This is a genomic window from Bifidobacterium tibiigranuli, from assembly GCF_022655035.1.
In the GTDB taxonomy this organism is placed as follows: Bacteria; Actinomycetota; Actinomycetes; order Actinomycetales; family Bifidobacteriaceae; genus Bifidobacterium; species Bifidobacterium tibiigranuli_A.
Map to the genome: position 1 here is coordinate 150,131 of NZ_JALCUA010000001.1, position 15,870 is coordinate 166,000.

11 protein-coding genes are annotated in these 15,870 nt (G+C 59.0%); 2 read left to right on the plus strand and 9 right to left on the minus strand.

Translation table 11 applies throughout. From position 1 onward, the window contains the following. Nucleotides 1-110 precede the first annotated feature (110 nt). From LKK40_RS00675 to LKK40_RS00695, 5 genes are all read right to left on the minus strand, one after another. Nucleotides 111-1,901, minus strand: coding sequence for an ABC transporter ATP-binding protein (locus LKK40_RS00675; RefSeq protein ID WP_304308921.1), 1,791 nt, complete (start codon nucleotides 1,899-1,901; stop codon nucleotides 111-113). A 153-nt stretch (nucleotides 1,902-2,054) separates the two neighbouring features. Next, nucleotides 2,055-3,002, minus strand: coding sequence for an ABC transporter permease (locus LKK40_RS00680; protein ID WP_304308340.1), 948 nt, complete (start codon nucleotides 3,000-3,002; stop codon nucleotides 2,055-2,057). Between the two features lie 10 nt (nucleotides 3,003-3,012). Further along, nucleotides 3,013-3,981, minus strand: coding sequence for an ABC transporter permease (locus tag LKK40_RS00685; protein WP_304308341.1), 969 nt, complete (start codon nucleotides 3,979-3,981; stop codon nucleotides 3,013-3,015). 142 nt (nucleotides 3,982-4,123) lie between these two features. Next, entirely contained in the window at nucleotides 4,124-5,869 is a 1,746-nt protein-coding gene (locus LKK40_RS00690) for an ABC transporter substrate-binding protein (RefSeq protein WP_304308342.1), read from the minus strand. Nucleotides 5,870-6,081: 212 nt separating this feature from the next. Then, a complete protein-coding gene (locus LKK40_RS00695) occupies nucleotides 6,082-7,326 on the minus strand; it encodes a trans-sulfuration enzyme family protein (protein WP_304308343.1) in 1,245 nt (414 codons plus the stop codon). 269 nt (nucleotides 7,327-7,595) lie between these two features. Between LKK40_RS00695 and LKK40_RS00700 the strand changes: the two genes are divergently transcribed. After that, nucleotides 7,596-8,519 (plus strand): DMT family transporter, encoded by a 924-nt coding sequence (locus LKK40_RS00700; protein WP_304308344.1) that lies wholly within the window; start codon nucleotides 7,596-7,598, stop codon nucleotides 8,517-8,519. Nucleotides 8,520-8,775: 256 nt separating this feature from the next. Beyond that, nucleotides 8,776-9,399, plus strand: coding sequence for an NAD(P)-dependent oxidoreductase (locus LKK40_RS00705; protein ID WP_304308345.1), 624 nt, complete (start codon nucleotides 8,776-8,778; stop codon nucleotides 9,397-9,399). A gap of 60 nt (nucleotides 9,400-9,459) precedes the next feature. Here the strand turns inward: LKK40_RS00705 and LKK40_RS00710 are convergent, their stop codons facing one another. The 4 genes from LKK40_RS00710 to clpX all read right to left on the minus strand — a co-directional run bounded on the left by LKK40_RS00710 (nucleotide 9,460) and on the right by clpX (nucleotide 15,702). Then, on the minus strand, nucleotides 9,460-10,512 hold the full coding sequence (locus LKK40_RS00710; protein WP_304308347.1) for a YihY/virulence factor BrkB family protein: 1,053 nt from the start codon (nucleotides 10,510-10,512) through the stop codon (nucleotides 9,460-9,462). Nucleotides 10,513-10,652: 140 nt separating this feature from the next. Beyond that, nucleotides 10,653-11,972: an MFS transporter gene (locus tag LKK40_RS00715; protein WP_304308349.1), complete on the minus strand. Its 1,320-nt coding sequence runs from the start codon at nucleotides 11,970-11,972 to the stop codon at nucleotides 10,653-10,655. A gap of 149 nt (nucleotides 11,973-12,121) precedes the next feature. Next, nucleotides 12,122-14,167 carry an elongation factor G gene (locus LKK40_RS00720; protein ID WP_304308350.1) on the minus strand — a complete coding sequence of 682 codons (2,046 nt, stop codon included), beginning with the start codon at nucleotides 14,165-14,167 and terminating at the stop codon, nucleotides 12,122-12,124. A 224-nt stretch (nucleotides 14,168-14,391) separates the two neighbouring features. Beyond that, a complete protein-coding gene (gene clpX, locus LKK40_RS00725) occupies nucleotides 14,392-15,702 on the minus strand; it encodes an ATP-dependent Clp protease ATP-binding subunit ClpX (RefSeq protein WP_304308352.1) in 1,311 nt (436 codons plus the stop codon). Nucleotides 15,703-15,870 lie beyond the last annotated feature (168 nt).

Sequence of the window (15,870 nt, forward strand, 5' to 3'; positions counted from 1 at the left end):
ACATACGCGACGCTCCCGCGCCGAGAACACATACAGAAAATCTATATCGCATGAAAAGCGCCATGCATAGCCACGAACAGCAATATGCATAGTCGACTTTCATACGCCCGCTACCGGAGCGTGCGATATCGCGGATGGCTTGCCGGAATGGAGCTGAGCAGCTGCTTGGTATAAGGGTCTTTCGGATGGTTGAACACCGTATCCGCCGACCCGGATTCAACGATTTTGCCGTTATGCATCACCAGAATCGATGAACAGATGTGCTCCACCACGCTGAGGTCATGCGAAATGAACAGGAAGGATACGTTGCTCTTGCGTTGCAAATCCGCAAACAAGTTGATGATCTCAGCCTGAATCGAGACGTCCAAAGCCGAAACCGGCTCATCGGCCACAACGAGCTGCGGGTGCAATGCCATGGCGCGCGCTATCACGATGCGTTGGCGCTGGCCGCCGGAAAACTCATGTGGATAGCGGTTGACGCAGGAGGAATCCATGCCGCACAGCTCCAAAGTCGCCACAACCTGATCCATTACATTCTTTTTGGATGCAAGCTTGTGCCGCAGCAGTGCCTCGCCTACGGCCATGCCGACTTTGAGCCGGGGATTGAGCGCGCTGTATGGATCTTGGAACACATACTGCATGCGAGGGCGCAGCCGCGCAAGTCTCGTCTTGTTCAACGCATATACATCCGTGCCGTCGAATTCGACTTCGCCAGATGTTTTGGGCAGCAGCCGCAGCACCGTCTGCCCGGTAGTGGTTTTGCCGGAACCGGATTCTCCGACCAAGCCGACGGTTTCGCCCCGAGGCACGTCAAAGCTCACATCGTCGACCGCTTTCTTTTCGCTGCCGGCATGACCGATTCCGCCCGCCCGCTCGAAGTACTTGCTCAGGTGACGCACGCGAAGGATGCAATCCGAACCAGCTTGTGAAGCGTCATTGTGCTGCGTGTTGCCGTCCGAAGATTTTTCATGTACGCCGCTAGGCGCTGCAATATCCGCAACAGCCGCAATATCCGAAGCCTGGCGATTCGGCACCTGCAACTCGGTGCCCTCTCCCCGCACCTTGCCCATGACGTCCTGCACTGTCGGCAGCCGATCAAGACGCTGCCCAATGATAGGGCGGGTCATCAGCAGTGCCTTGGTGTACGGGTGCTGCGGGCGATCGAAGATATCCTCGACCAGACCACGTTCCACAATATGACCGCGATACATGACCAGCACATCATCAGCGGTTTCCGCTACGACGCCTAAATCGTGCGTAATGAGCAGAATCGAAAGGCCGACCTCATTCTTGAGCTTGATCAGCAAACGCAGGATCTGCGCCTGCACTGTGACATCAAGGGCTGTGGTCGGCTCATCGGCAATCAACAGCTGCGGCCCGCATGACAGCGCAATGGCAATCATCACCCGTTGCAGCATGCCGCCACTGAGCTCATAGGGATACGCCGTCATAATCGCTTCCGGATCGGCGAGCTCGACACGTTCGAGCCAGGAAAGAGCAGCCTGCTGAGCTTCGTGACGTGAGGTATCGCCATGGGCGAGAATCGTCTCGATCAATTGCTCGCCGATGGTGAAAACCGGGTCGAGCGAGTGCATTGGCTCCTGAAAGATCATGCCGATCTGCGCGCCTCGCACCTTTCTGAGTTGCTTGGCGTCCAACGAGAGAAGATCCTGTCCGTTGAATATGACGCTGCCCTGGACGACACGACCGGGGTGGTCCACCAGATTGATCAGCGACATCGCAGTAGCGCTTTTACCGCTTCCCGATTCGCCGATCAGGCAGCAGACCCGTCCCTGTCGCACCTCGAAGCTCACATCGTCCACCGCCTTGCGCACGGAGTCGTCATTCATGAAAAAGTGCGTTGATATGTGCTGGGCACTGATTACAGCATCATCATGCACAACCTCACCGATCTGCTCTCCAACAGGCTGGGCAGGCTGGGCAGGCGTTGTTGTTGCTTCGGGTTGCCCTTGATCCACGCGGGATGTGCGTTCACTCATGCGATTGTTCCTTACAGAATCCATGTCTCATCGAATCCGATTTCGTTATGCCATTCACGTGTATTGCTTAGGGTCAAAGGCGTCGCGCAAGCGGTCGCCAATGGTGTTGATGGCGATTACCGTAATGAACACGGCGAGGCCCGGAGACACCCACAGCCACCAATGCATCTGAAAATCGATGAGATTATTGGCGGCGGAAATCATGTTGCCCCACGAGGGCGTAGGCTGCGTTACACCCAGTCCAAGAAAGCTCAGCGCCGATTCGTTCATGATGCCGTTCGCAGTGGCGAGCGTGGCCTCGACGATGAGTATGGGGTATGCATTAGGCAGAATATGCCGGAAGAGCTTGGACCCCAAGCCCAAGCCGAGCACGTCGGTGGCGCGTATATACATGCGTTCACGAATGGACAGCACCTGCCCTCGAATCATGCGGGCGATGCTCGGCCAGCCGACGAACCCAAGCATGATGATAACAAAATAGACCTTGGCGTCGCTCGAAACCTTGAATGCGCTCAGGAGCGCCGCGATAATGAACATCAGCGGCATGCTCGGCACCGACATGACGATATCGGCCACCCGCATGATGACTCCGTCCACCCAGCCGCCGAAGTATCCCGACAGGACGCCAAGCACTGCGCCGAACAGCACAGAAACGACCATGGAAATCAGTCCGATGGCGATGGAGATGCGGCCTGCGTACATGACGCGGGTCAGGACGTCGCGCCCGTAGCTATCAGTGCCCAGCAGATGGCTGAGCGACGGAGCAGCTTTGATGTTCATCACGTCATAGTCCTCGAAGCCATACGGGGAAAGCAGCGGCCCGACGTAGCTCAGCAGCACGATGAAGACCAGAATCGCAAGGGCGGCGACCGCCGTTTTCCTGCGGATGAAGGAATGCATCGCGTCGCGCCAGAGCGAACCGCCCTGCCGTGACGCGAGGGATGCGAAGAGGCGCTCATCGCGCTGAATTTTGGCCTTGCGCGTGGGAAGTCTCAGTTTCATATGCATATGATCATGCCTTCGATCGAGTCAGGCGAACACGCGGATCGGCCATGGTGTACAGCACGTCCGCAATGAAGTTTCCAACAACCGTCAGCACGGCTAGCAGCAGAGTGATCGCCATGAGCAGGGAATAGTCCCTGGTCGTCACCGATTCATACTGTATGCGTCCTATGCCCGGCCAACTGAATATCTGTTCAGTGATGATGGCTCCGGAGAAGAGCGCCGGAAGCCGGAATCCCAGAAGCGTGATGGCCGGCAGCATGGCGTTCTTCAATGCATGCTTGTAGACCACGCTCGATTCGGGCAACCCCTTGGCTCGCGCGGTGCGAATGAAATCCATGCCCAAGGTGTCGATCATACTGACACGGAAATAGCGCGTCAACGGACCGAAATTGACGAATACGATGACCATCATCGGCAGAATGGCATGGTGGATCACATCGAACCAGTACTGCGCTCCCGTGTAGTTCGAGCCGGTGTCAATCAGGCCGCCAACCGGCATAATGCCGAGATTGATGGCGAAGACCTTGATCAGTACCAGACCGATGAAGAACGAAGGCAATGACATCAGCGCGAACACAACGAAGGTCAGCGTGCGATCGAATGGTGAATACTGATGTCGTGCGGAATATATGCTGGCGAGAATGGCCGCGATCCACGCGATCAGGAACGCTCCGAACGAGATGATGAAGGAGTTCCAGATATAGGTGCCGATGACCTTGGACACGGGCTGATTGTACTGCAGGGAAAATCCCCAGTCCCCGTGCAATAGCTGCCCGAGCCACAGGAAGTACCTCGTCATGACGGGCTTGTTGAGCCCATATGACTCGCGCAGCTGTTCAAGTCGCATAGGAGTGAGCTTGGTGTCTCCGGAGAAGAAGTCGCCCGGCATCATGGCGAACAGCGCGAACACCAGAATCGAAACGCCCAGCAGCGTGACGATCATCAGGAGAAAACGACGTAATGTATATCGCAACATGGCAATGCACAGCCTTATCGGACACGCATCGGATTCACAGACACTGCGGATCGGCTTTCACCGAACCCCGCGATGGTCTGCGCGCCGAGGCAACCTGACACGCAGACCATCATTTATGCTCATATCCGATACGAAATCGTTGTTATTTCTTGATCGAGAGCTTGGCCATCTGTATAGCGCTGTCTCCGGTGCCGCGGAAGAAGTTCTCGCCTCCCTGAATGCGTGCATTCCACGCGTTGAAGCCCTTAACATAGCCGATGAGGAGGTATGGCGGATCATTGCTCAGCTCTTGGTAGAGATTCTGATAGACCGGTTTGCGCTGCGCCCGATCAGACAGGGAAATTCCCTGCTTGATCAGCGAGCGAACCTTGGCATTGTCATAGCCAGAGAAATTGATGGCCGGATCAGTCGTGCCGAAAGCCTTGACAGCTTCGTTGGGATCATTGATCACCGGGGTGCGGAACGTGATCATATCGTAATCGCCATCCTGTTCTCGGGTCGTTTCGGTGTTCTGATCGGTGACCTCGGCCTGCAGATCGATACCGATCTGCTTGTATTGCTCCTTGCCGATACTAATGATCGGGTCGGTCTGGTCCTTGGTGACATACGTCAGCGTGAGCTTCTTGCCATCCTTCTCTCGTATGCCATCGCTGCCCTTCTTCCAGCCCGCATCGTCAAGCAGCTTGTTCGCCTTGTCGGGATTGTATGAATACTCGTTCACACCCTGCGTGCTGTATGCCCAGTTCGTTGGCGGGACATACGCATTGGCGACTTGCCCATACCCCTTGTACCAGGCAGCTACTATCTGCTTGCGATCAAGACCGTAGTACAGCGCCTGGCGAACGGCCTTGGTGAGGTATGGCTTCTTCGTATTGAACATGGAATAGGAGAAGTACGAATTAGTGCGGATATTGACGTTCGACCAGCCGAAATCCTTGAGCTGCGAGAGCACGTCTGGATCCGGATTGAACACATCGGCGTCGGTATCGCCATTCTGATAAGACTGCAAAGCGGTATCATCGGTCACGACTTTGAGAATCAGATGCTCGATCTTCGGCTTGCCGCCATAGTAGTTCGCATTGGCCGTATAACGCACTTCCTGGCCAGGGATGTACTTGTCAAGCACGTACGGACCCGCGCCAAGCGGCTTGTCGTACAGTTGCTGCAGATAATCAAGATGCCCACGGCGATAATCCTTGCCGTAATACGCTTTGGGCAGCACGTAACTGCCTAGAGTGGTCAGCGCTATCGGGTTGACCTTCTCAGTGGTGATGGAAATAGTCTTGCTATCGATGACCTTGATGCCCGAGATGGAATCGGCCTTGCCTGCCTTATAGTCCTCAGCGCCCTTGATCCCGATATCGGTGAAGTCAGCGAGGCCGAAGTTGTAGGCGGGATCGTTTTCAAGCGTCAGCGTGAACGCGACATCATCAGCCGTCACCTCAGACCCGTCAGAGAATTTCGCGTTGTCCCGCAGATGATATGTATAGGTGAGATTGTCCTTGGAAATATCCCAGGATTTCGCCAGATCCCCCACTGGATTGCTGTCTTTGTCATAGACGACAAGTGACGCGAAAATAGGTGCATTGATGTTGGAATCCCAGGCATTGCGATAGAAATACGGCAGGAACACCCCGCCAGGATTCTTAATCGTGCCAATGAATGTATCCGTGCGCTTGCTCGCATTAGCCGGGCTCTTCGAAGGATCGGACGCCTTTACCAACTCGTTGGAAATGGCCTGCACATTGCCCGAGGATTGCTCTTTCTTATTGGCTGCAGCCGTGCCGCAGCCTGCAAGCATCGTCGCCATAAGCGCAACCACCGCCAGCGGTTTGACGCTGCGCTTGAATGTATGCAGCGCAGTTACGCGTGTATTGGATTTTGCCATTATTGTTCCTTCTTCTCTCTGGATTGTGTGATGTTGCTGCGTCGATGCTCTGCCGAATTTTTGTGCGCCCCCTACGCCCGAAGATTCGGCAGGTTCTCATGGTTACTGCCGCACAGCATTTCGCTGCCGCAGCTGCCACCGTGCCTCAGCATTGCATGAGTCCTGCCGCACAACGGCTAGCGGCTGGACGCTTTGTTTACGCGTTTTCCCCTTTACGCAAACGCGCCGGAGCGCAGCTGGCTTTCGACCTCTTCGGCCGGAAGCTCCTCATACGCCTTGTCCAAGGCCTGCCCTAGGTCTTCGACGAGATCGTTGACATCTTCGATGCCGACGGACAGGCGAATCAGCTCGTCGGTGATGCCGACTTTGAGGCGTTCCTCGCGCGGCAGCTCGAAATGCGTCATGCGACAGGGCAGCTCGGCGAGGCTTTCGACCGCGCCCAGGCTGACGGCGAGTCGGAAGACGTGCAGGCTGTCGAGCACGGTCGACGGGTTGACGCCCGGCGCCACCTCGAAGGAGAGCACGCCGCCGAAGCCGCGCAGTCCTTTGGCTGCCGCGTTCTCCCCGCTGCTGGGAAGGCCTGGATAGTTGACTTTGCGCACCAGCGGATGGGCCAGCAGATACTGCGCGATGGCCAGGGCATTGTCCTGCTGACGCTCCATGCGCAGCGACAGGGTCTGCATGCCGCGACGCACCGCGTCGCATTCAGCCGGGGCAAGCACGCCACCGATGCGGTTCTGCGCAAAGTAGATGCGCTGCGCGAAGTCCTCGTCCCGAGCGACAACAAGCCCGGCGATCACATCGGAATGGCCTGCGAGGTACTTGGTCGCCGAATGAATCACGACATCCGCGCCCAGATCCAGCGGCTGCTGCAAATACGGCGTGACGAAGGTGTTGTCCACAATCACGCGAGTGCCGTAGCGCTGCGCAATCCGCGCGATAGCCTGCACGTCGTTGACCTGCAGCAGCGGGTTGGTCAGCGTCTCGAAGTACACGGCCTTCGCCGGCGCGGCTTGTTTGTCGCCATCACTGCCATCACCGCCATCGCTGTCATTCCCTGCGATAATCCGCTCCAACGACTCAAGATCGGCGGTGTCAGCTGCCTCGATGCGCAATCCCCAACGACTGAAAAACTCATTGAACAGCGAGTAGCTTCCGCCATAGATGTTTTTGCCTACAACGATGCGATCCCCCGGCGAAAAAGTTGAAAGCACCGCGTGAATCGCCGCCAGCCCGGAGGCGAAGGCGAAGCCGCGCACCCCGTGCTCAAGCTGCGCGATCTGGCCTTCGAGAAAATCACGGGTCGGATTGCCGCTGCGGGCGTAGTCCCAGCGGGGCATGGCGTCAACCGATTCGAAAGCATAGGTTGATGAGTTGTAGATAGGCGGGTTCACGGCGCCGGTGGTGTTGTCATGCACCGGCAGCCCGTGGACCAGTTGCGTATTGAACCTCGTCATAGGCACCTCCTGGGACTTGTTCATGCGGAATCCTGTCTGGATATGACCGCGACTTCAGCAACGCTAGGTCTCATAAGCCGCATGCGGCAAGCTGGGAGGCATACACGTTATTTATAGGATGCTCAAAATCGTTGGAAATACTTGGATATGCTGCTCTCTAGCCGGCTGGTTCAGTGCCCGGCAAGAGCCCCGCGACACGCCAGAAGCGCACGCACGGAACACAGCACGCGGGAAGATGGGCGTACGACTGCGAAGGGCAGGGGGAAATCTTGAACAGAGACGGCATGCTTGGCGCGGCAGCGGTGACGCTTACTTCAATCCTGTGGGGCACGACGGGGACTGCGGCCAGCTTCGCACCAACTGTCGGCCCTCTCGCCATCGGCGCGGCGGCGCTTGGCATCGGCGGCATGCTTCAGGGCGTCATCGCCATCCCCAGCCTTATCAGCCAGCGCGAACTGTTGCGTGCCAACTGGAAGACGGTGGTTCTCGGCGCGCTCGCAGTCGGCCTCTATCCGTTGGCTTTCTACAGCTCCATGAGGCTCGCCGGCGTGGCCGTGGGGTCGGTGATCTCGTTGGCGACCGCTCCCCTATTCTCGGGCATGCTTGAACGCATCATCGAACGACGCCCGCTGAGCAGCACTTGGATGCTGGCGGCGGCGCTTGGCATCCTAGGAAGTGTGCTGCTGTGCGTCTCCGATCTCGCCAGCGGCGCGCACAATGCGCACAGTGCGCACGGTGCCGGCTCGGCAGTCATTCCCGGCATTCTTCTCGCCCTCGTCGCAGGAGCGACCTACGCCAGCTATTCATGGGCGGTCAAGCATCTGCTTACCCAAGGATTGCCTCGTCCGGCCGCGATGGGTTCAGTATTCGCGCTCGGCGGAGTACTGCTTATGCCGGTGCTGGTCCTGACCGGCGGCCCTATTCTGGCGAGTCGCAATTCACTGCTGGTGGCTGTGTACATGGCGCTCATCCCCATGTTCCTCGGCTATCTGCTGTTCGGCTATGGGCTTGCCCGGCTGGAAGCCAGCACCGCCACCACCATCACGTTGCTCGAACCCGCCGTAGCCGCCGTCCTCGCGGTTCTGGTCGTCGGCGAGCGACTCTCGATTCTTGGCTGGGTGGGAGTGTCATTGTTCGCAGTGGTGCTGATTCTGATCATGCGAGGCTCGAGTACGCAACGCCTGCCTTCCTGAGGATGCCGCTCATGCCTTCGCGCATGGCCGAAAACTTATGCGAACGCTGACGTCCCATGTGATGCGGGCTAGGATGGGGTGAACTCGAACGCAGCGGGCTTGACTGTGGCATAATGCGGCAATGAACAAGGGACTTGAGAGCTTGAGTTCCTGCGTTACACGACCAATCACAACAAACTTGCTGCACGAATCAACTACTCAGCTGTGTAAACCAACAACGCGAGCCAACAACACAATCACACAAAGGGAGCATGACATGACCGCAATCGCTGTTATCGGAGCCAATGGGCGCGCCGGAAGCCGCATCGTCGACGAGGCACTGAACCGGGGCTTTGACGTCACTGCCATAGTGCGCGGCGAGAATCGCACACGCGCCGGCAAAGCCATCGTCAAGGACCTCTTCGACCTTGAGGCTGAGGATCTTGCCGGCTTCGACGCGGTCGTGGACGCCTTTGGCGTGTTCGACCCGAATAAACTATCCGAGCACTCCACCTCGCTCGCCCATCTTGCCGATATCCTGTCCGGCTCGCCGGTCCGGCTGCTTGTCGTGGGCGGCGCGGGCAGCCTGTACACCAATGCCGAGCACACCGCGCAGCTCAGCGACGGCTTCCCCGAGGATATCAAGCCGGTGCCGCTCGCTATGGGCAAGTCGCTGGATGAACTGCGGCAGCGCAACGACGTGCGCTGGACCTACATCAGCCCGGCCGCCGATTTCCAGGCCAACGGCGAGCGCACTGGCGCGTACGCCCTCGCGGGCGAGGATTACAGCACCGATGCGAACGGCGTCAGCGCAATCAGCTACGCGGACTACGCCATCGCCGTGGTTGACGAGATCGAGCACGGTTCGCATATCGGCGAGCGCATCTCTGTGCGCTGGTGAAGTATCGCGTTTATGGCTCACACTTTTTTTAGCCACGTCTGAAAAGTGTGAGTCGCAAACTTATGAATCGGACTTTTGCGTATCATCCGCCTGAGTCTCAGCGGCGTCTTGGCCTTCGGCACCGCCCGACTTATCCGGCCGAAACGCATCCTTCGCCGCTGCCATATGCTCGGCCTCTCCTGCGATCATCGTACGCATATCCTCGTTGATGCGAGCGAACAGCCGTATGCCGCTGCGCGTCTTGAACCCATACTGATGACGGGCCTGAGCAATGAAGGCCGCGCAATACATGATCACCTGCGCCATAAGATTGAACCAGAGCAGCACGCCGATGATGGCCGCGAACGGTGCCAGCAGCGGATTCGTAGCCGCCCCGGCGATGAGTCGGCCGCCGAGCAGCTGCATCACCGAAAAGGCGAGCGCGCCGACCATAGAGCCCAGCAAGATGAAGCGTCCACGGCTGATGTGGGCCACCACGCGCATCAGCACGACGAACAGCATGAGATTGAGCACGAAACCGCTCAGGAAGCCGACCAGATCAAGCAGCAGCCAGCTCGCAAAGGAATCCGTGGGCGCACCGACGAGCTGCAGGCCAGCGCGGACTACCCCGCCGGAGACCGCGCCAGCGACGGTTGACATGATCAGCAGCAGAAACACGAGCAGCATACCTAGGCTGTCGCGCAGCTTCGTCCTGATGACATCTGAGGAGCTATCCTCTCCGTCGAACATGGCATGCACGGCGCTGCGCAGCGAGTCCATCCACCCGGTGATGCTCCACCAGAATGATGCAAGCGTCACCAGGCCTGTCCAAGTCAGGGTGCCGGAGATCTTGCCGAGTGCATTCGTCGATTCCAGCGTATGCGCCAACCCGGGCACCAGATTGCCGACGACGGCAATCACCTTGCCTTGCAAGCCGCTGCTGCCCGACACCACAAGACCGAGCAGGCTGAACAGAGTCCACAGGCCGGCAAAGAACGCGAACAGCAGCCCGTATGCCAAGCCGTTGGCGAGCAGCCCGCCCCGGCGCGAGGAGTAGCGCCCGATCATGCCGCCAAGCAGCGAACGGTTCCACACGCCAAGCAGGGCATCGATGAGTTCTCTGATTCGCTTCATATACCGACTATACGCGGGCGGCAAAGCGCAAGCTTGATTCGCTCACCACTAGCCGAATGGCACAGTCGTGCAGCACAGTCAGTTGTGCGGCACAGCCGTGCAACACAGTCGTGCAAGTAGTGAAATCATGCGGCAACCAATCAGGCTTCCTGAATCTGCTGAACCTGCTGAACCTGCGACGGCACCGGCTCGGCATCCTGCGCCTGCCGCAACCGGGTCTGCAAACGTCGGTCATACAGCCGTGCAGAGGGGACGGCGAACATCAGGATGGCCGCGAAAATCGAGCCGATGCCCGAAATCGTGAACAGCCATTGCACGCCGACCGCGTCCGCCAGCGGGCCTGCGAACAGCAGCCCGACCGGGCCGGCAAGCCCCGAGAAGGCCATCGTGACGCCGAAGACGCGCCCTAGCTCCTGTGGAGGGAAGGACTGCTGAATCATCGCCATCGACAGCGCCATAGGGAACGCGACAGCCAGGCCGGCGAAGGCGTTGAGCACTGTGAACATGACGAATCCGGCCATAGTAGGCGGCAGAAAACCGCATACCGCGAATGCCACGCCAAGCACGGCTATCGAAGCGATAATGGCCGGCATGCGGTCCTTCCACACGCCGAATATGCCGATGAGCGCGCCGCCAATCAGCGAGCCGGCCGACCAGACCATCTCGACGATGCCCGCCTGGAATACGGTGCCTTTGAAATACCCCAGGGTCATGAGCGGGTACAGGCTTCCGGCCGGCATGAACATAAGCGTGAACAACGAGCTGATGAGCAGCACCGACCACAGGCCACGCACCGTGCCGATGCGCTTGAAGGCGAACACCACATCGGCGACTATCTGCGGCTTCTCATCCACCTGCGCGATGTTGGAAGGAATCGCGATGAACATAAGCAGGCCGATGCCGAGCGCCGCGCCGAGCACATCCACCAGAATCAGCATATTGATGGGGATAAAGGCGTACAGCATCGCCCCCAGCGCGGGTGAGACGATCATCGTGGCCGATTGCACCATGCCGAGCTGACCGTTGATCTTGGTGATTTCCTCGTCCGGCACGATGGTCGGCAGAATCGATTGGATCGTGGGCATTTGGAAGGCCTGCGCAAGCGAGCGTACCAGCAGCGACACGAATACGAGCCACAGCGGGAAGCCGTGATTCAGCGTGCCGACCACCGAGAGCACCACGGCGAAGGCCGCCGCCACGACGTCCGGCACGATAAGCAGCGCCTTCTTGTTCCAGCGGTCGATGAAGGTGCCGATGAACGGGCTGACCAGAATCATCGGCAGCATCGCCAACAGCGTGGCCATGCTCAGGATGGTCGCCGAGCCGGACTTCTGGGTGAGATACCAGATGATCGCGTACTGCACGATCATGGAGGTGATGCCCGTAGCGAACTGGCTGAACAAGAACAAGTAGCTGTTTCGTCGCCAGTTCAGGCCGATGGCCGGAGTGTTCCCTGTCATGGTGGGGCCTTTGCGATGTCGAAGGGGCAGTAGAACCATGATACGTGACGGCAGGCGACGAACTGATCAGCTGCGGGAATCCGCATGCCTCACATCGCCATTGGCGTAACACGACAGGTCAGGCCCGAAAGTCTTCAGCATTCACAGGTTCACGAATTCATTCCGCTGCTGATATTCGCACCATCGATATACGCACCGCCGTCAACATGCATACTGTCAATATGCATAAAATCCTCAACCCGGTTCCATTTGACCGTATATCCGGCTCCGTGTGCGCAGAATACGGAATCCGGCGTGTTGTCGAGGTCGCTTTCCGGATCGTAGCCCGCTTGCGCGATGACTTCGGCCTCGTTATGACATGGCCGATAGCCCGCGAATACGCAGGTAATGCTGCCCTGCCCGTGACTGTAGGCATTGAACTGGGCCGTGTAGTCGCGCATCTCGCTGACCGGTGCCTCGCCTTCCAGCACGGCGTAGTCGCCATCGGCCTGTGGCTCCTCGAAACTGCCGCTCATGCGCTGGATGTCGGCCATCGCGCGTCCCAGCAGGTCCTGCGGCAATTCGAGCCGGAAACGATACCACGGTTCGAGCAAGCGGCACTGCTGTCTGCTGTTGGCTTTCATCAGGCCCTGGCGCACGGCGCGGTAGGTGGCCTGGCGGAAATCGCCGCCCTCAGTGTGCTTGAGATGGCCGCGCCCGGTCAGGAGCGTAATGCGCATGTCAGCAATCGGCGAGCCGGTCAACACGCCCAGATGCTCACGTTCGCGCAGATGGGTCAGAATCAGCCGCTGCCAATTGCGGTCGAGCACGTCCTCACTGCATGAAGAGGCGAATTGCAGCCCACTGCCACGCGGCGCGGGTTCGAGCAGCAAATGTACTTCGGCATAATGGCGCAGTGGCTCGAAATGCCCCACGCCTTCCACAGGCTGAGTGATGGTTTCGCGGTAGAGAATGCTGCCCGGGCCAAAGCTGACGTCAAGCCCGAAGCGGGCGTGCATGAGCTGCTGCACGACTTCGAGCTGCACCGTGCCCATGAGCTGCAACTGAATCTCCTGCAGCCGCTCCTGCCAGCGCACATGCAGCATCGGGTCCTCGTCTTCGAGCGTGCGCAGGGCGACGAGCGCCTTATGCGTATCCGTTTCGCCGGGAATCACGGTGTACGTCAGCACGGGTTCGAGCACGGGAGCTTCAGCGTCCGGTTCGCAGCCCAGGCCTTCGCCAGAGAAGGTCTGCGTCAGCCCGGTGACCGCGCATATCGAGCCAGCTTGCGCCACGTCGCTCAGCTCAAATTTGGCACCGGAATACATGCGTATCTGGTCGGCCTTCTCATGCCACGGCTCGGCTTCAGGCGTCTGATTCATGCGCTTGGCAGTAGCTTCGGGAGACGTGCGAGCGTTCGTCAGCGTCGTCTTCACCGGCAGCACTCCCCCGGTCACCTTGAGCCAGGTGAGCCGGTTGCCTTGGCTGTCATGCGATATCTTATAGACTTTGGCACCGAAATCCTGCGGATAATCAGGCTGCCACGTGTAGCGCTGCAGCCCATTGAGCAGCGTATCAATGCCGTCGAGTTGCAGGGCCGAGCCGAAATAGCACGGAACCAGCAGCCGACGTGCGATCAGCGATTGCACCGTGGCGTCGTTCAGCGTCTCGCGGTCCAAGTACTCGTCCATCGCATGCTCGTCAAGTGTGGCGATGTCCTCGTATTGTGCGGCGAGTTCGTCCGAATCATCGAAGGCCATGCAGCCATCGCTGCAATGCCGTCTGAGCTGGGCAAGCATGGCGGCACGGTCAGCGCCCGCAGCATCCATCTTGTTGACGAAGATAAAAGTCGGCACCTGGTAGCGTTCCAAAAGCCGCCATAAGGTCTGCGTATAACCCTGCACACCATCGGTGGCGCTGACGACGAGAATCGCGTAGTCCAGCACGCCAAGCGTGCGCTCCATTTCGGCGGAGAAATCGACATGCCCGGGCGTGTCCAGCACGGTTATTGCAACATCATCATGCTGGATAATGGCCTGCTTCGAGAAGATCGTGATACCGCGGCGCTTCTCCATCGCATCGGTGTCGAGGAAGGCGTCGCCGTGATCGACTCGTCCCAGCGAGCGCAGCTGGCCGGAGCGATACAGCAATCCCTCGCACAGCGTGGTCTTGCCAGCATCGACATGCGCCAGCACCCCTACTATCACATGTTTCATGCCAAGCCTGTCATTATCGTTGTCTTTCAGATTGATGGTGGGATGCGCACTACGCAAGTCGCGATTCGCGTAGTGCGCACGAAACGAACATTATAGACTCTGGCGGTTCTGCCCAAAATGGCGCAATCGCAAGGCTCGTGGAAAGGTCTGCGTCACTAGATATGTGCGATTCGTGCGCACTACGCAACAGGAGCAGCGCGTAGTGCGCAGTAGCGATAGCGTTCTTACGCCGCGCGACGCCGGGAGGCGGCCACGAGCTTGGGTTCGCTTACGCCTTTGACCGAAGCAGCGTCGACGATGGCTTGCTCGACGTCGTCCAGCTGGGGCAGGCGGAACATCGTGGATTCGAGGGTCTTCTCGATAATCGAGCGCAGCCCGCGCGCGCCAGTCCCCTGACTCATCGCCGTCTGAGCGATGGCTGTGATCGCCTCGTCGGTGAACGCCAAGTCCACCGAGTCCTGCGCGAAGAGCTTGCGGTACTGCTTGGTCAGGGCGTTGGCCGGCTTGACGAGGATATCCTCAAGATCCTGCTCGGTCAGCTCTTCCAGCACACTGACTACGGGCAGGCGCCCGATGAACTCAGGCAATAGTCCGAATTCGGACAGGTCGTCCGGCCCGGCCTGTGCGAGCAGCTCGCGCCGCGATATTTCGCGCGCACGCCACGAGGCGGAGAAGCCGCTTTCGTGCGTACCTAGGCGCTGCTCCACGATGTCGTCAAGTCCGACGAATGCGCCGCCGCAGATGAACAATATGCCGCTGGTGTCTAGCTGCACCGTGTCCTGATCGCGGTGCTTGCGCGTGCCCTCCAACGGCACCGAAGCGATGGTGCCTTCGAGGATTTTCAAGAGCGCCTGCTGCACGCCTTCGCCGCTCACATCGCGAGTAATTGAGGTGTTCTCGCCGCTTTTGCGCGCGATCTTGTCGATTTCGTCAATGTATACGATGCCATGCTGCGCGCGGTCCACGTCGCCGTCGGCCGCCTGCAAAAGCCGCTGCAGCACCGTTTCGACGTCATCGCCGACGTAGCCAGCCTCGGTCAGCGTCGTGGCATCGGTGATGACGAAGGGCACGTTCATCACGCGCGCCAAAGTCTGCGCCAAGTAGGTCTTGCCTACGCCTGTGGGTCCCATAAGCAGGATGTTGGATTTCGCCACCTTGACGTCGCGCAGCGGATCGATGGCATCCGCATTCGAGCGTGCATTGCGATCGGAGAGCTGGTTCGCGGCTTCGCGTAGCTCCATGTTGACGCGCTTGTAATGATTGTAGACCGCGACCGATAGCGTGCGCTTGGCCGCAGCCTGCCCGATGACGTATGTATCGAGATAATCGTAGATCTGCGCGGGCTTGGGCAGTTTCAGCACGCTGACATCGGCGTCGCGCTGTCGCTCCTCAGAGATGATGTCGACACACAGCGCGATGCACTCGTCGCAGATGGCCGCGCTGGGGCCGGTCACGAGCTTGCGCACCTGGCGTTCCGTCTTGCCGCAGAAGGTGCAGCGAGGCGCATCCTCGTTGTAGCTGATCACGCGTCCCATACGTCGCTCCTTGAACCTTATTCCCTCGGTCGCATTCGCCCGTCCGCCTGCGTCATGCGCATGACGTACCACATCACATATCGCATACGCACATCTGCATCACACGGCAGAGAGCCACTTACGACGATACCCCCGGCAGCAGCCTGTCGGGGGTATCGGATTGTGGAG

Excerpts from the sequence above, each read along its gene's own strand:
- LKK40_RS00680 (WP_304308340.1), bottom strand. The coding sequence starts at position 3,002 with ATGAAACTGAGACTTCCCACGCGCAAGGCCAAAATTCAGCGCGATGAG.
- LKK40_RS00685 (WP_304308341.1), bottom strand. The coding sequence starts at position 3,981 with ATGTTGCGATATACATTACGTCGTTTTCTCCTGATGATCGTCACGCTG.
- LKK40_RS00690 (WP_304308342.1), bottom strand. The coding sequence starts at position 5,869 with ATGGCAAAATCCAATACACGCGTAACTGCGCTGCATACATTCAAGCGC.
- LKK40_RS00695 (WP_304308343.1), bottom strand. The coding sequence starts at position 7,326 with ATGACGAGGTTCAATACGCAACTGGTCCACGGGCTGCCGGTGCATGAC.
- LKK40_RS00705 (WP_304308345.1), top strand. The coding sequence starts at position 8,776 with ATGACCGCAATCGCTGTTATCGGAGCCAATGGGCGCGCCGGAAGCCGC.
- LKK40_RS00710 (WP_304308347.1), bottom strand. The coding sequence starts at position 10,512 with ATGAAGCGAATCAGAGAACTCATCGATGCCCTGCTTGGCGTGTGGAAC.
- LKK40_RS00715 (WP_304308349.1), bottom strand. The coding sequence starts at position 11,972 with ATGACAGGGAACACTCCGGCCATCGGCCTGAACTGGCGACGAAACAGC.
- LKK40_RS00720 (WP_304308350.1), bottom strand. The coding sequence starts at position 14,167 with ATGAAACATGTGATAGTAGGGGTGCTGGCGCATGTCGATGCTGGCAAG.
- clpX (WP_304308352.1), bottom strand. The coding sequence starts at position 15,702 with ATGGGACGCGTGATCAGCTACAACGAGGATGCGCCTCGCTGCACCTTC.